At 62.6% G+C, this 13,299-nt stretch carries 16 protein-coding genes and 1 riboswitch; of the genes, 8 read left to right on the top strand and 8 right to left on the bottom strand.

Annotated elements, in window-relative coordinates:
* Window positions 1–9 precede the first annotated feature (9 nt).
* From PLAV_RS03540 to PLAV_RS03525, 4 genes are all read left to right on the top strand, one after another.
* The gene (locus PLAV_RS03540; protein WP_011995610.1) at window positions 10–234 is read left to right on the top strand and encodes a F0F1 ATP synthase subunit C; all 225 of its coding nucleotides are present in this window, start codon (window positions 10–12) and stop codon (window positions 232–234) included.
* 73 nt (window positions 235–307) lie between these two features.
* Window positions 308–871, top strand: a complete 564-nt coding sequence (locus PLAV_RS03535) for a F0F1 ATP synthase subunit B (RefSeq protein WP_011995609.1) — start codon at window positions 308–310, stop codon at window positions 869–871.
* Window positions 872–889: 18 nt separating this feature from the next.
* On the top strand, window positions 890–1,375 hold the full coding sequence (locus tag PLAV_RS03530; protein WP_011995608.1) for a F0F1 ATP synthase subunit B family protein: 486 nt from the start codon (window positions 890–892) through the stop codon (window positions 1,373–1,375).
* Between the two features lie 119 nt (window positions 1,376–1,494).
* The gene (locus tag PLAV_RS03525) at window positions 1,495–2,277 is read left to right on the top strand and encodes a dienelactone hydrolase family protein (RefSeq protein WP_011995607.1); all 783 of its coding nucleotides are present in this window, start codon (window positions 1,495–1,497) and stop codon (window positions 2,275–2,277) included.
* Here the strand turns inward: PLAV_RS03525 and PLAV_RS03520 are convergent.
* The 6 genes from PLAV_RS03520 to PLAV_RS03495 form a co-directional block, all read right to left on the bottom strand.
* Window positions 2,274–2,837, bottom strand: coding sequence for a nucleotidyltransferase family protein (locus PLAV_RS03520; protein WP_011995606.1), 564 nt, complete (start codon window positions 2,835–2,837; stop codon window positions 2,274–2,276). The genes PLAV_RS03525 and PLAV_RS03520 overlap by 4 nt on opposite strands.
* A gap of 1 nt (window position 2,838) precedes the next feature.
* Window positions 2,839–4,410 (bottom strand): aminomethyl-transferring glycine dehydrogenase subunit GcvPB, encoded by a 1,572-nt coding sequence (gcvPB, locus tag PLAV_RS03515; protein ID WP_049767843.1) that lies wholly within the window; start codon window positions 4,408–4,410, stop codon window positions 2,839–2,841.
* A gap of 9 nt (window positions 4,411–4,419) precedes the next feature.
* Window positions 4,420–5,766, bottom strand: a complete 1,347-nt coding sequence (gene gcvPA / locus PLAV_RS03510; RefSeq protein ID WP_011995604.1) for an aminomethyl-transferring glycine dehydrogenase subunit GcvPA — start codon at window positions 5,764–5,766, stop codon at window positions 4,420–4,422.
* 25 nt (window positions 5,767–5,791) lie between these two features.
* Window positions 5,792–6,169: a glycine cleavage system protein GcvH gene (gene gcvH / locus PLAV_RS03505; RefSeq protein ID WP_011995603.1), complete on the bottom strand. Its 378-nt coding sequence runs from the start codon at window positions 6,167–6,169 to the stop codon at window positions 5,792–5,794.
* Between the two features lie 33 nt (window positions 6,170–6,202).
* Window positions 6,203–7,345, bottom strand: a complete 1,143-nt coding sequence (gene gcvT, locus PLAV_RS03500; protein WP_011995602.1) for a glycine cleavage system aminomethyltransferase GcvT — start codon at window positions 7,343–7,345, stop codon at window positions 6,203–6,205.
* A gap of 191 nt (window positions 7,346–7,536) precedes the next feature.
* Window positions 7,537–7,637, bottom strand: a riboswitch (glycine riboswitch).
* Window positions 7,638–7,735: 98 nt separating this feature from the next.
* On the bottom strand, window positions 7,736–8,350 hold the full coding sequence (locus PLAV_RS03495) for a hypothetical protein (protein WP_011995601.1): 615 nt from the start codon (window positions 8,348–8,350) through the stop codon (window positions 7,736–7,738).
* A 299-nt stretch (window positions 8,351–8,649) separates the two neighbouring features.
* Here PLAV_RS03495 and ispH point away from each other — a divergent pair, with 299 nt between their 5' ends.
* From ispH to rnhA, 3 genes are read left to right on the top strand one after another with little or no spacing between them, the layout of a single operon-like run.
* Window positions 8,650–9,606 carry a 4-hydroxy-3-methylbut-2-enyl diphosphate reductase gene (gene ispH, locus PLAV_RS03490; protein WP_011995600.1) on the top strand — a complete coding sequence of 319 codons (957 nt, stop codon included), beginning with the start codon at window positions 8,650–8,652 and terminating at the stop codon, window positions 9,604–9,606.
* An 11-nt stretch (window positions 9,607–9,617) separates the two neighbouring features.
* A complete protein-coding gene (thrB, locus tag PLAV_RS03485) occupies window positions 9,618–10,583 on the top strand; it encodes a homoserine kinase (RefSeq protein WP_011995599.1) in 966 nt (321 codons plus the stop codon).
* Complete coding sequence (rnhA, locus tag PLAV_RS03480) at window positions 10,580–11,032, top strand: ribonuclease HI (RefSeq protein ID WP_011995598.1); 453 nt, start codon at window positions 10,580–10,582, stop codon at window positions 11,030–11,032. The genes thrB and rnhA overlap by 4 nt, the downstream gene beginning before the upstream one ends.
* Before the next feature lie 45 nt (window positions 11,033–11,077).
* On the opposite strand, the gene PLAV_RS03475 is transcribed toward rnhA, so the two are convergent.
* Both PLAV_RS03475 and PLAV_RS18715 read right to left on the bottom strand, forming a co-directional pair.
* Window positions 11,078–11,566 carry a peroxiredoxin gene (locus PLAV_RS03475; protein WP_011995597.1) on the bottom strand — a complete coding sequence of 163 codons (489 nt, stop codon included), beginning with the start codon at window positions 11,564–11,566 and terminating at the stop codon, window positions 11,078–11,080.
* Between the two features lie 104 nt (window positions 11,567–11,670).
* The gene (locus PLAV_RS18715) at window positions 11,671–12,408 is read right to left on the bottom strand and encodes a protein-disulfide reductase DsbD domain-containing protein (RefSeq protein ID WP_168713171.1); all 738 of its coding nucleotides are present in this window, start codon (window positions 12,406–12,408) and stop codon (window positions 11,671–11,673) included.
* Window positions 12,409–12,681: 273 nt separating this feature from the next.
* On the opposite strand from PLAV_RS18715, the gene PLAV_RS03465 reads away from it, so the two are divergent.
* Window positions 12,682–13,299 (top strand): YqgE/AlgH family protein, encoded by a 618-nt coding sequence (locus tag PLAV_RS03465; RefSeq protein WP_011995595.1) that lies wholly within the window; start codon window positions 12,682–12,684, stop codon window positions 13,297–13,299.

Below are 13,299 nucleotides of genomic sequence, written 5' to 3'. Positions count from 1 at the left end.
CACCTGATTATGGAAGCAGAAGCAGCAAAGTTTATCGGCGCCGGCATCGCCTGCCTCGGCATGGGTGGCGCAGCCATCGGCGTGGGCAACATTTTCGGCAACTACCTCGCCGGCGCCCTCCGCAACCCGTCGGCCGCAGATGGCCAGTTCGCCCGTCTGATCTTCGGCTTCGCCGTGACGGAAGCGCTGGGCATCTTCTCGCTGCTCGTCGCGCTGATCCTGCTCTTCGTCTGATCCTTTTCGGGTCGGTTTGCCGGCTGTTCCCCGAGGGGCAGCCGGCAGCCCGCCTGAACGACCGGAGTCCCCTATGATCGCCGAAGCCATGGCCCAGGAACCAGGTTCCGAGCTCATCTCCGAGACGCAAGTCCCGGATGCCGAGCATGCGGGAGGTTTTCCGCCTTTCGACGCCGCTTCTTTCGAGTCTCAGCTCGTCTGGCTGGTACTGAGCTTCGCCGCTCTCTACCTGCTCATGTCGCGCGTGGCGCTGCCCCGCATCGCCAACGTGCTGGAAGAGCGCCGCGACCGTATCGCCGACGATCTCGACCAGGCTGCCCAGTTCCAGCTGCAGACCGAGGAAGCGATCGGGGCTTACGAAAAGGCCCTTGCCGAAGCCCGGGCCAAGGCACAGGGCATCGCGCAGGAAACGCGCGACAGACTGCAGGAAGAGACCGAGCGTCAACGCCTCGCCATCGAGGCCCGTCTCGCCGAGAAAATTTCGGAAGCGGAAAAGCAGATCGCGGCCACCAAGGACGCGGCTCTGCAGAATGTGCGCGCCGTCGCCGTCGATGTGGCGGACACGATCGTGGCACAACTTCTCGGCGACAGCGACCGCTCGGCGACCGAGCGCGCCGTCGACACAGAACTCAGCTAAGCGAAGGACCGGAAAACCATGTTCGCCACCGCCGAATTCTGGATCCTGGCCTGTCTCGTGGCCTTCTTCGCGATCCTTGGCTATTTCAAAGTGCACCGCACGCTTGCAGCCACGCTCGACAAGCGGGCCGCCGACATTGCGGCCGAGCTCGATGAAGCCCGCCGTCTCCGCGAGGAAGCGCAGCAGCTTCTCGCCTCCTATCAGCGCAAGCAGCGCGAAGCCATGAAGGAAGCCGAAGACATCGTCGCGCAGGCGAAGGTCGAGGCGGAACAGCTGGCGAAGGAAACCCGGGCCAACATGGAAATCCAGGTGGAGCGCCGCACGAAGCTCGCCGAGGACAAGATTGCCCAGGCCGAGACCCAGGCCCTCAACGACGTCCGGGCAACCGCCGCGGAAGTCGCAGTCGGGGCCGCCCGCCGCGTCATCGCCGCCAAGGTCGATGCCGGCAAGGACGCAGAGTTCGTCGAAAAGTCGATCTCCGAACTCACCTCCAAGCTTCACTGAGCCCAAACTCTTCCAAAACCCCGCCCCGCAATTTTTGCCGGGCGGGGTTTTTGTTTGCTTTCAAGGCCGCGCCTCCCGTTGAATGAGGAACAAGGGGAACAAGGAAATGGGAGGCGGGCATGCTTGAGACGTACAGCAAGACAGAGTTCACGGATGAGGGCGTAACGAAGCCCGTCTATGTGCGCGGCTCGGGGCCTGCAGTCATCGTCATCCATGAGGTCCCCGGCATCACGCCGGAGGTGATCCGCTTCGCGGACTGGGTCGTGGCTGCGGGTTTCCGCGTCTACATGCCCGAATTGCTGGGCAAGGCCGGCAAGCCCATTACGCTGCCCTATGCGCTGGGCTCCATCGCGAAGCTCTGTATCAGCCGCGAATTCCATGTTCTGGCCTCCCATCGCTCCAGTCCGGTGACGGGCTGGTTGCGGGCGCTGGCCCGGCACGCTCACGCAGAAGCCGGAGGCAAGGGAGTGGGCGCCATCGGCATGTGCTTCTCGGGCAATTTTGCGCTGTCGATGATGATGGAGCCTGCGCTCATGGCACCCGTACTGTCGCAGCCTTCCATGCCCCTGCCGATCGGGTCGGCGAGAAAGGGGGCACTTCACGTCTCGCCGGAAGAGCTTCAATGCGTGAAGGAGCGATGCGCCAAGGGGGACAAGGTTCTGGGCCTTCGCTTCAAGGGCGACCCGATGTGTCCGCCGGAGAAATTCGAGGCGCTCAGACGCGAACTCGGCGATGCTTTCGAAGGCATCGAGCTCGATGACAAACATGCCAATCCGGCGTCGCCGGCGCCCAAGCCCCACAGCGTTCTGACAGTCGACCTGATCGACCGCGACGGCGAGCCGACGAAGGAAGCAGCAAGGCGCGTCATCGCCTTCTTTCAGGAAAGGCTACTTGGGGCCTAGGCTTCGACAATCGTCAGCTCGGGCCAGCGTTCCTTCCAGCGCGCCGCCTTCTCCGCATAGCGGGCGGCGCTGAAATTCGGCATGCGGTTGGGGCGAATTGTCATGTTCGCGATGTCGCCGAAGCCACAGGGCGCGTAGATATCCAACTCTCCGCACCCGGGCGAGATACCCACCATGCAGGCGGGCGCGAGAAACCTGTCGATGCCCTCCGCCGAGCTGCGAAGCGGCGGATAAGGGGTCCCGAATTTCTCTTCGTACCAGATATGTACGCGCGCCTGATTGCGCAGCTCTACATCGATGCCGTGCGGCAGAAACATCTCGCGGCAGCGCCGGATCGCCGCGTCCTCCGCATCCCAACCGGTATCCGGGTCGAAGTAGAAGACATCGTAATCCTTGATGCCGTGTTCCGGCGGCCGGCCCGTCATGCCGTTCCAGACCGTCTGAAAGAGACTGCCCGACACAAGCCATGCGTCGGGCAGCTTCAATTCAGGAAGGTGCTGGAGAATGGTGCGGTTCTTTTCGTTCGTCAGTGCGAGCGAAAGGAACCGTGCCTCATCCATATTACTCGGCAGCCTGTTTCGGTGCCGGCGGCGCCCAGCGCAGCACGGGTTTTCTCGCTGCTCCCGTCTCGTCCAGGCGCCGGCGCGGCGCCATGTAAGGCGCGCCGGTGAAGCGGTCCTTGTCGTTGGATTTGGCCGCGCGGGCGAGGTCTTTCATCGTGGCGATAAAAAGATCGACCGACTGCTTCGATTCCGTTTCCGTCGGTTCGATCAGCATGGCGCCATGAACGACCAGCGGGAAATACATCGTCATCGGATGGTAGCCCTCGTCGATCATCGCCTTGGCAAAGTCGAGCGTTTCGACGCCTGTTCCCTTCAGGAAACGGTCGTCGAACAGTGCCTCATGCATGCAAGGTCCTTCAAAGGGCGCGGAGAAATCTTCCTTCAGCGATGCGAGCACATAGTTCGCGTTCAACACCGCGTCCTCCGCCACCTGCCGGAGACCGTCCGAACCATGGCTCATCATATAGGCCAGCGCCCGCACGAACATGCCCATCTGCCCATGGAAGGCGACCATGCGGCCGAAGGGGTTTGTGCCGTCCGCCTTCGCGTCTCCCTCGGTCTCGACCAGGCGGAAGCCATCCTTGTCGTGCACGACGTAAGGAAGCGGCGCGAAAGGCGCGAGCGCCTCGGAGAAGACCACGGGGCCCGCACCGGGACCGCCGCCGCCATGCGGCGTCGAGAAGGTCTTGTGGAGATTGATGTGCATCGCATCGACGCCTAGATCGCCCGGCCGCACCCGTCCGACGATCGCGTTGAAATTCGCGCCGTCACAGTAAAAATAGGCGCCCGCTTCATGCACAGCATCGGCGATGTCTATGATATCGCGCTCGAAAAGCCCGCATGTGTTCGGATTGGTGAGCATGATGGCGGCCACATCCGGCCCGAGCTTCGCCTTGAAGGCTTCAAGGTCGACACGGCCTTCCTTTGTCGCGGGAATGGCATCCACCTTGTAGCCGAGCAATGCCGCGGTCGCGGGATTTGTACCATGCGCCGATTCCGGCACCAGCACGCGGCTTCGCGTTTCATCCTCGCCACGCGCGATGAGTGCCGCGCGGATCGCCATCATGCCGCAGAGTTCGCCATGTGCGCCGGCCTTGGGCGACAGCGCGACGGCGGGCATGCCCGTCAACTCCTTCAGCCAATGCGAGAGTTCGTGCATCAGCTCAAGCGCGCCTTGCACGGTTTTCACCGGCTGCAGCGGGTGTACGTCGCCGAGACCCGGCAGCCTTGCCATCTTTTCGTTCAGGCGCGGGTTGTGCTTCATGGTGCAGGAACCGAGCGGGTAGAGCCCCGCATCGATCGAATAATTCTTGGAGGAGAGGCGTACAAAGTGACGTACGACTTCCGGCTCCGACACGCTTGGAAGGCCGATGCGGCCAGCCCGTGCGAAATTGCCGAGACGCGGCGCGAACTCCTCGGGCTCGTCGAGATCGACGCCGCAGGCGCCAGGATTATCGAGCTCGAACAGGATCGGCTCTTCCAGATGCAAAGCGCGGTTGCCCGTGAACGTTTCGCGGGTGCCGCCGCTTCCGGTGCCGGCGAGAGAGGTGGGTCGGCCCTGCTTGTTCATGCCCGACATTTACAGCACCTCCTTCAGCGCGGCTTCATAGGCGGCGCGATCAGCTTCCGTATTGATTTCCGTCGAGGCGACGATCAGCAGATCTTCTACCTCAGCCACGCCGGGCAGCAGGCGGGATGCGGGCAGTCCGCCGATCACACCCTTGTCTACCAGCGCATCCACGACTTCCGCCGCCGGCTTCGGCAGACGCATCGTGAACTCGTTGAAAAAGGCCTGGTTGAGAATTTCCACACCGGGCACTTTCGCCAGGCGCTCTGCAAGTTTCACGGCCGCCGCGTGATTGATGCGCGCCAGGCGCTTGTAGCCTTCCTCGCCGAGCAACGACATGTGGATCGTGAAGGCCAGGCAGCAAAGCCCGGAATTCGTGCAGATGTTCGACGTCGCCTTCTCACGGCGGATATGTTGTTCGCGCGTCGAGAGCGTGAGCACGAAGCCGCGATTGCCATCCGCGTCCACAGTCTCGCCGCAAAGCCGTCCGGGCATCTGCCGCATGTATTTCTCACGCGTCGCAAAGAGACCGACATAAGGCCCGCCGAAATTGAGGCCGTTGCCTATGGATTGGCCTTCGCCGACCACAATGTCGGCGCCCATTTCGCCGGGCGGCGTCACCGCGCCGAGCGACAGGATTTCGGGCACCACCGCAATCAGCAATGCGCCTTTCGCGTGAGCCGCTTCCGCAATCGGGCGCAGATCGTGGAGTTCGCCGAAGAAGCCCGGGGTCTGCACAACGACGCAGCTGATGTCGTCGTGAATATGGGCGAGAATATCTTCCGCCTGCCCCGGCAGCGCGGGAGGCATCACTTCGAGTTCGTAGTCGGCGAAATCGGACAGGTTCTGCACCACCGCCGCATATTGCGGATGCAACGTGCCGGAAAGAACAGCCTTGCGCCGCTTGGTCACGCGATGCGCCATCAGCACGGCTTCGCCGCAGCCGGTCGCGCCGTCATACATGGAGGCGTTCGCCACTTCCATGCCGGTAATCATCGCAACCTGCGTCTGGAACTCGAACAGATATTGCAGCGTGCCCTGCGTGATTTCGGGCTGGTAGGGCGTATAGGAGGTGAGAAATTCAGACCGCTGGATCAGGTGGTCTACCGCCGCAGGCACGTGATGACGATAAGCGCCCGCGCCGACGAAGAATGGCACGGAGGCGGCGGGCGTATTCTTCGCCGCCATGCGCCCGAGCATGCGCTCCACCTCCAGTTCGCCCTGGCGGCGAGGGAGATCGACCAGCCCTTCCCGCCGCGCGCGCTCCGGCACGTCGCGGAAGAGTTCATCGACGCTTTTCGCACCGATCACTCCGAGCATTTCGCGCCGGTCGTTTTCGGTCAGAGGCAGATAACGCATGATCTGAATTTCCTTTTTGTCAGCCTTACTGAAGGCTCTCGACAAATTCACTGTAGGCGGCTTCGTCCATCAGCTTGTCGAGTTCGGAGGGGTCGGCGAGCCGCAGCTTTATGAACCAGCCGTCGCCCATCGCATTTTCATTGACGCCCGCCGGGGTCTTCTCGATGTCGCTATTGACATCGATGACTTCGCCGCTCACCGGCGAATAGACCTCGCTGGCCGCCTTGACGGATTCGACAACCGCCGCCTCGTCCCCGGCTGCGATGTCCTTGCCGACTTCCGGCAGTTCGACGAACACGACGTCACCGAGCTGCTCCTGCGCATAATCCGTGATGCCGATGGTCGCGATGTCGCCATCGACACGCACCCATTCATGTTGATCCGTAAAGCGAATGTCGCTCATGCAAAGTCCCCTGATCCTTGTTGTGTGCCGGTTCTATTTAGCCGGCCGGTAAAAACGTTTTTCGACAAAGGGCATGGGCACGACCTTTGCCGGCCGTCCCTTGCCCCGCACCATAAGCTCGATATCCGTGCCGGATTTTGCGTGCGAAGTCTCGACATATCCCATTGCGATCGGTCCGCCGACACTCGGCCCATAACCGCCGCTCGTGACCACACCGATCTTGCGGCCCGACTTATCGGTGATTTCCGTCCCCTCGCGGGCGGGCGCCTTGCCTTCCGGCAACAGTCCCACGCGCTTCCTCGTCACGCCGTTCGCAACCTGATCGAGAATGATTTTCGCACCGGGGAAGTTCCCCTCTTCGCGGCGGCGCTTCGAAATCGTCCAGGTTAGCGCGCCCTCGACGGGCGTCGTCGTCTCATCGATATCGTGCCCATAAAGGCATAGTCCCGCTTCAAGGCGCAATGAATCGCGTGCGCCAAGGCCTATCGGCTTGACCTCCGGTTCGGCGAGAAGTTTTTTCGTCAGCGCAACCGCCTCGCCGTCCGGCACTGAAATCTCGTAGCCATCCTCGCCGGTATAGCCGGAGCGGCTGACGAGGCAGGGAATGCCCGCCACTGTCATTTCGACCCCGGTCATGAAGTCCTGCGTCGCCGCCCCGGGCGCGAGCCGCGCGAATACGGCGGCGGCTTCGGGTCCCTGCAGCGCGATCAGCGCGCGGTCCTCAAGACGGCGCAGCTCGATGCCCTTGGGCAGGTTGGCGGCGATATGCGCGAAGTCCGCATCCTTGCAGGCGGCGTTGACGACGAGGAAAAGCATGCCGTCCTTCGCCGTCCTGGTCACCATGAGGTCGTCGCGTATGCCGCCCTTGTCGTTCAGCAGCAGCGTATAGCGAATGGCGAGCGGCTCCAGGCCGAGTATGTCGCCCGGCACGAGCGCCTCGATGGCGGCCGATATGCTCGCATGGTCGGGGCCCACAAGGTATGCCTGTCCCATATGCGAAACATCGAACAGTCCCGCCGCCTTGCGCGTGTGCAGATGCTCCGCCAGCACACCGTCCGGATATTGCACCGGCATGTCATAGCCCGCGAAAGGCACCATCTTCGCGCCGAGTTCGACGTGTAACGCGTGTAGCGGCGTCGTCTTCAGGATTTCCGTTTGAACGGCAGGTTCCGACATTGGGCTTCCAGGCTCGTCCCTTTGGACGAAAGCGAATCGAATTGGCCGCTACCCGGCGGATTTCTCCGCTTGTAGCGCCCCACTCTGTCGCTGAACCTGAGAGATTTCGCGGTGAGGGAGAATTTTCCCGCCGCTTACGCCCTTCGGTGAGACCTGGCAAAAAACATGCGCCGGTCTACTTTCCAGAGATTCATCCCCCTGCGGTCCCTGATGCCTGAGAGTTTCCGGGGCGGTTGCTCCTTCGGCGTCGGACCCTCGTATAGGCGGGTACGATCTCTCCCGCAGGGTTCGTCTGTGTAAGCCGATCATATGGGCGGGCCCGCGAGAGTCAATCGCGCCCGCGCCTCAAATTGCGGCTAAAAACCGCGAATCACACGCTTTTTACGGCTATCAGCGGATCGGCGCGTAGGGAACGCGCCGATTGAAGGCGAGCTGTTCACCGGTCAGCTGAAAGCCGATCAGGATTTGATAGATGCGCCCGTCCGCGTCGCCGCCATATGGCAGGACTGTGCCCTCGACCGTTTTCACGAAGCGGACCTGGCGCTGCCCCGGCACGAAGGTAACCGGGACTTCATAGACCTGCTTCTTGTCGAAGGTGCTGAAGCGGCGCGTCACGGCGACAAACGTATTGAACGTCATCTCGCGGGACGTCGCGGCTGGCCCGATCTCGGCCACGCCGTCGAAAGCGATGTCGACGCTGATTGTCGATTCATCGACATTGTAGCTGCATTGGGAGACGACCCGGCCGATTTCCGCCTTGGCGATTACGTCCGTCAGATCGGTGCCCGCGCCGCGCACCAGCGTTACATGATCGGTTTCATTCAGGACGCCGACCGACGGACATGGATATTGCGCCGTGCCGCCAGCCCTCGTGGTATCGCCCATGCCGAACCAGCTGCAGCCGGAAAGGCCAAGCGCAACCAGCGCAAGAAGCGCGGGCGCGGCGCTGCCGCGAATGCGGGAGACGGTGGCTAGCGGGCGGCAGGGTGCGGTCGGAAACGGCATCTTGATCTCACTCGATCTGTTGGCGATGTATGGCGGGATTGTCTGGCGTCGGTCGGCAGGCATATTAACTGGCAGGGACGCTGCGGCGGGCTTTCTTGACTTTCCCCGGCGAGCCCCCTCTATTACCGGCGTGAACGGCCTCTAAAGCCTTGGTTTTTATAAGGTTAGTCAAGGCTGCGGACTGTTCCCGACGGCGCGGAAACTCTATCGGAGTGGTTCCTGACTCACAAGGCGGACGAGATGCCGCCTCCGCCTGCCGGACGGGCCGGCCCCCTCGGGCATTACCCTTGAGCGAGCTTATGAGCGAGACGATTTCAAAGCCCCCCCTGACGCTGCTGCTGGCAAGCCCTCGCGGCTTCTGCGCCGGTGTCGACCGGGCCATCCAGATCGTGGAACTCGCCATAGAAAAATACGGCCCCCCGGTCTATGTCCGCCACGAGATCGTGCATAACCGCTATGTCGTGGAAGAGCTGGAGCGGAAAGGCGCCATCTTCGTGGAGGAGCTCGACGAGGTGCCGTCCGGCGCGAAGGTGATCTTTTCGGCTCATGGCGTGCCAAAGGCGGTTCCGGCGGACGCGCAATCGCGTGAGCTTTTTTACCTCGATGCCACCTGCCCCCTCGTTTCCAAGGTCCATGTGGAGGCCGAGCGGCTGTATTCGCGAGGCCACGAAATCCTGCTGATCGGTCATGCCGGCCATCCGGAAGTGATCGGCACGATGGGTCAGCTGCCCGAGGGATCGGTCAGGTTGATCGAAACGGCCGCCGATGCAGAGGCCTTTCAGCCGCAAGACCCGGAGAAAGTCGCCTTCGTCACGCAGACGACCCTGTCGGTGGACGACACGGCCGCCATTGTTGCCATCCTTCGCCGCCGCTTTCCCGCCATAGCGGGGCCGCGCAAGGAGGACATCTGCTATGCCACGACCAATCGTCAGGAAGCCGTGAAGGCGATAGCGCCGCTGGTCGACGCCATGCTCGTCATCGGGGCGCCAAATTCATCGAACTCCATGCGGCTCGTCGAGGTCGCCGAGCGCGCGGGCTGCCGCTATGCGGCGCTGCTGCAGCGCGCGACCGATATCGACTGGGCGGCGCTCGGCTCCCCCGCCATCGTTGGCCTCACGGCCGGCGCCAGCGCGCCCGAAGTCCTGGTTGAGGAAGTGATCGATGCGTTCCGGCAGCGCTTCGAAGTGACGGTTGAAGAAAGCCCCGTGCGGCGCGAATCGGTACAGTTCAAGCTGCCGCGCGCGCTGGCCGGCTGAGCGGGGGTTTTATGGCCGTCTATACCGAAGTGCCCGACGAGGAGCTCGAAGCCTTCCTCGCCACATACGATATCGGCACCCTGATGTCCTACAAGGGCATAGCCGAGGGCGTCGAAAACTCGAATTTCATGCTGCATACGGATGCCGGCACCTATTTCCTCACGCTTTATGAAAAGCGCGTGGCGGAAAGCGAATTGCCGTTCTTTCTCGGGCTGATGAACCATCTTGTCGATCGCGGCATCAGCTGCCCGACGCCGATCCGCAACCGGAAGGGCGAAATGCTCGGGCGGCTTGCGGAGCGGCCTGCCGCCATAGTCAGTTTTCTTGAGGGGATTTCGGTGCGCCGGCCGCAGCCGCGCCACTGTGTCGAGCTCGGCCGCGCGCTGGCGCAGCTGCATATGGCTGGCGCGGATTTCAAGCTTGCCCGCAAGAACGCACTCAATGTGGATGGCTGGGGACCGCTGTTCGATTCCTGCCGCGACGGCATCGACGCCTATCAGCCCGGCCTCGCTCAGGAACTCGACAAGGAACTCGCGGTGCTGACGCGCGAGTGGCCGCGCGACCTGCCGCATGGCGTCATCCATGCCGATCTTTTCCCGGACAATGTCTTCTTCATAGGAGACCGCCTGTCGGGGCTTATCGATTTCTATTTCGCTTGCAACGATGCCTTCGCTTACGACCTAGCGATCTGCCTCAATGCCTGGTGCTTCGAGGCGGACGGCTCGTTCAACATCACCAAGGCGCGGGCGCTGCTTCAGGCTTACACGCAAGTGCGCCCGCTCGAGCCGGCGGAAATCCATGCGCTGCCGCTGCTCGCGCGCGGTTCGGCGATGCGCTTTCTGCTGACGCGGCTCTACGACCTCATCAATCATCCGCCAGGTGCATTCGTGAAGCCGAAGGATCCGAAAGAATATCTGACGCGGCTCCGCTTCCACCGCGGCGTCGCCTCGCCCGCAGGCTACGGGCTCGACGCATGAGCGGTGAGGATATCGTCGAGATATATACAGACGGCGCCTGCTCGGGAAATCCCGGCCCGGGCGGCTGGGGCGTTTTGATGATCTACAAGGATCGCGAGAAAGAGCTTTGCGGCGGCGAACAGGCCACCACCAATAACCGCATGGAGCTGATGGCCGCCATCCAGGCGCTCGAGGCGTTGAAGCGCGACGCGCATGTCCGCATTCACACGGATTCCAACTATGTGAAAGACGGCATCACCAAGTGGATTCACGGCTGGAAAAAGAACGGCTGGAAGAATGCCGCCAAGCAGCCGGTCAAGAATGCCGAACTCTGGCGGCGACTCGAAGCGGCAATCTCGACGCATCAGGTAAGCTGGCACTGGGTAAAAGGCCATTCCGATCATCCGGAGAACGATCGCGCGGATGCGCTCGCCCGTCAGGGCATGGCGCCCTATTTGCCGTCGAAATAAAAAAGCCTCCCCGTTTCCGGGGAGGCTTTTCTCAACCGGAAAAGATCAGCTCAACTGCTGCAGGATGTTTTCCGCGCCCGACACTTCGGCCTTGCCGCCCGCGGGCTCCTTGTTGAGGCTTTTCACAACGCCGTCATCGACCAGCATGGAATAGCGCGACGAGCGGACGCCCATGCCGAAATTACTGCCGTCGAATTCAAGGCCGAGCGCCTTGGTGAAGTCGCCATTGCCGTCGGCGAGCATCGTCACCTTGCTGTCGGCGCCCTGTTGCTTTCCCCAGGCGCCCATGACGAAAGCGTCGTTGACGGAGAGGCAGACGATTTCGTCCACGCCCTTGCCCTTGATCGTGTCGGCATTCTTGATGAAGCCCGGCAGGTGCTGGTTCGAGCAGGTCGGCGTGAAGGCGCCCGGCAGCGCGAAGACCACGACCTTGCGCCCCTTGAAGAACTCGCCGGTCTTCACCGGCGCGGGGCCTTTGTCGGTCATCTGCATCAGCGTGGCTTCGGGAATCTTGTCTCCGACATTGATGGTCATGCGAGCCTCCTCGGTTGTTTCACTGCGTGCCTCGCGGCCCGTGCGGTTGGCGGCATTAAAGCCTCATTCGCGGGTCGCCGCCAGCCGGAACCTCAGCGCCCGGCCTAGGGCAATGTCTTGCGAAAGGCCATGGCCTCGTCCGGGCCGGAAAATATAAAGACGAGTTCCTCGCCTTCGAGCATGGCGGTCGACAATACTTCCGCCGGCACGCTGTAGAGCACCGTCTCGCCCTCGCGCGTCACCGCCGGCGTATCGAACCAGACGTTTGCCGGTCCGTCGACGATCAACGCAGGCGGAACGCAACCGGTTCCACAGCGGTGAAGGCGCACCTCCAGTGTCGGCGCGGCATCCGGCCGCCAGCCCACGCTCAGCCTGCCGGGATCGGCGGGTGCCACCGGCACGCGGGCGAGCGCCGCGCGCAAACGGGCCGCATCCGCCGTCGGCATAATGCCGCCCTCCGCCGGGCCCGCCGGCAGCATCAGCTCAAGCTCCGCCTCACGCGGCACGCAGATGGTGTCCGAACAGATGCCGTAAAACAGCGAGAGCCGCAGCGTCACCGGCAATGACGGGTCCGCCGGCGTCACGCGCAGCGGCAGCAGAAGCTCGTCCGTGTAGCCGAAGGTGATGTCGCCCGGATCGTCGAAGCGGCGCGGCGCCGGCCAGCGGAGTTCGATATCGGCGACATTTTCCGATTGCGACCAGTCGAAGGTGGGCGCGATGCCCGAATCGCCCGGTTCCCGCCAATAGGTCTTCCAGCCCCTGTCGAGCCCCATGTCGAGCCCGGCCAGCACCGGCCCGCCATCATGCGCCGTCGATGCGGCGACAAGCGCGAGCCGCGTCACCCCGCTTGCCTCCGCCCGTTCCGGCACGGAAAAAAGAAGCAGTGCCGCGCACAACAACAAGAAGAATCCCGGCTTGTATGGGGCAGTTCGCGGCATTTCCGTTCCGTCATCCGATCCCGGCTTGATGCCGCGCATAATCGCGCCACATCCTTTCACGCCACCTTATCATCCGGTGGCGGCCACCCGCTCACAAAAACCTGTGACATCGCAGGCAGGAGGGTGCAGGATTTCATTGATGATGCGATGTGCGCATCATGCGGCGTGGAGGCAGTCATGAGCATGAGCCCTATGTCGGCGGATTTGAGTTACCGCCCCGGAGACGATGGTTTCCTCGAGGGCAAATTGCTGATCGCCATGCCGTCGATAGGCGACAGCCGGTTTGAGCGCACCGTCATTTACATGTGCGTGCACAATCCCGATGGTGCCATGGGCATCGTCGTCAACAAGCCCGCGCAGAACATCACCTTTCCGGACCTGCTGGATCGACTCGCCATTCATGTTCCTCCCGCGCAGTCGCCGGAAAAAATCGGCTGCCCCGTCCTCGCCGGCGGGCCGGTGGAAATGGGGCGCGGCTTCGTTCTTCATACGCAGGATTACTTTTCGGAAGAATCGACCTTGCCGGTCGATGAGAATGTCGGATTGACGGCAAGCGTCGATATTCTGCGCGCCATGGCCGTCGGCTGCGGGCCGAGCCGTGCGCTGCTCGCCCTCGGTTATGCAGGCTGGGCGCCCGGCCAGCTCGATGCCGAGATACAGGCCAATGGCTGGCTCCATTGCGACCCCGATCCCGATATTCTGTTTGGGCGCAATCTCGATGCGAAATATCACGAGGCGCTGGCGAAGCTCGGCATCAACATTTCACTGCTGTCAGGCGAAGCAGGCCACGCCTGA

It is taken from the genome of Parvibaculum lavamentivorans DS-1 (assembly GCF_000017565.1).
GTDB lineage: Bacteria > Pseudomonadota > Alphaproteobacteria > Parvibaculales > Parvibaculaceae > Parvibaculum > Parvibaculum lavamentivorans.
This window is presented reverse-complemented; position numbering and strand designations above follow the sequence as displayed.

What these genes read in the sequence shown, in the direction of transcription:
- PLAV_RS03495 (WP_011995601.1), bottom strand. Translation starts at nt 8,350, where the DNA reads ATGCCGTTTCCGACCGCACCCTGCCGCCCGCTAGCCACCGTCTCCCGC.
- gcvPB (WP_049767843.1), bottom strand. Translation starts at nt 4,410, where the DNA reads ATGAACAAGCAGGGCCGACCCACCTCTCTCGCCGGCACCGGAAGCGGC.
- PLAV_RS03465 (WP_011995595.1), top strand. Translation starts at nt 12,682, where the DNA reads ATGAGCATGAGCCCTATGTCGGCGGATTTGAGTTACCGCCCCGGAGAC.
- PLAV_RS03525 (WP_011995607.1), top strand. Translation starts at nt 1,495, where the DNA reads ATGCTTGAGACGTACAGCAAGACAGAGTTCACGGATGAGGGCGTAACG.
- PLAV_RS03520 (WP_011995606.1), bottom strand. Translation starts at nt 2,837, where the DNA reads ATGGATGAGGCACGGTTCCTTTCGCTCGCACTGACGAACGAAAAGAAC.
- PLAV_RS03530 (WP_011995608.1), top strand. Translation starts at nt 890, where the DNA reads ATGTTCGCCACCGCCGAATTCTGGATCCTGGCCTGTCTCGTGGCCTTC.
- rnhA (WP_011995598.1), top strand. Translation starts at nt 10,580, where the DNA reads ATGAGCGGTGAGGATATCGTCGAGATATATACAGACGGCGCCTGCTCG.
- PLAV_RS03535 (WP_011995609.1), top strand. Translation starts at nt 308, where the DNA reads ATGATCGCCGAAGCCATGGCCCAGGAACCAGGTTCCGAGCTCATCTCC.
- gcvT (WP_011995602.1), bottom strand. Translation starts at nt 7,345, where the DNA reads ATGTCGGAACCTGCCGTTCAAACGGAAATCCTGAAGACGACGCCGCTA.
- ispH (WP_011995600.1), top strand. Translation starts at nt 8,650, where the DNA reads ATGAGCGAGACGATTTCAAAGCCCCCCCTGACGCTGCTGCTGGCAAGC.
- gcvH (WP_011995603.1), bottom strand. Translation starts at nt 6,169, where the DNA reads ATGAGCGACATTCGCTTTACGGATCAACATGAATGGGTGCGTGTCGAT.
- PLAV_RS03540 (WP_011995610.1), top strand. Translation starts at nt 10, where the DNA reads ATGGAAGCAGAAGCAGCAAAGTTTATCGGCGCCGGCATCGCCTGCCTC.
- thrB (WP_011995599.1), top strand. Translation starts at nt 9,618, where the DNA reads ATGGCCGTCTATACCGAAGTGCCCGACGAGGAGCTCGAAGCCTTCCTC.
- gcvPA (WP_011995604.1), bottom strand. Translation starts at nt 5,766, where the DNA reads ATGCGTTATCTGCCTCTGACCGAAAACGACCGGCGCGAAATGCTCGGA.
- PLAV_RS03475 (WP_011995597.1), bottom strand. Translation starts at nt 11,566, where the DNA reads ATGACCATCAATGTCGGAGACAAGATTCCCGAAGCCACGCTGATGCAG.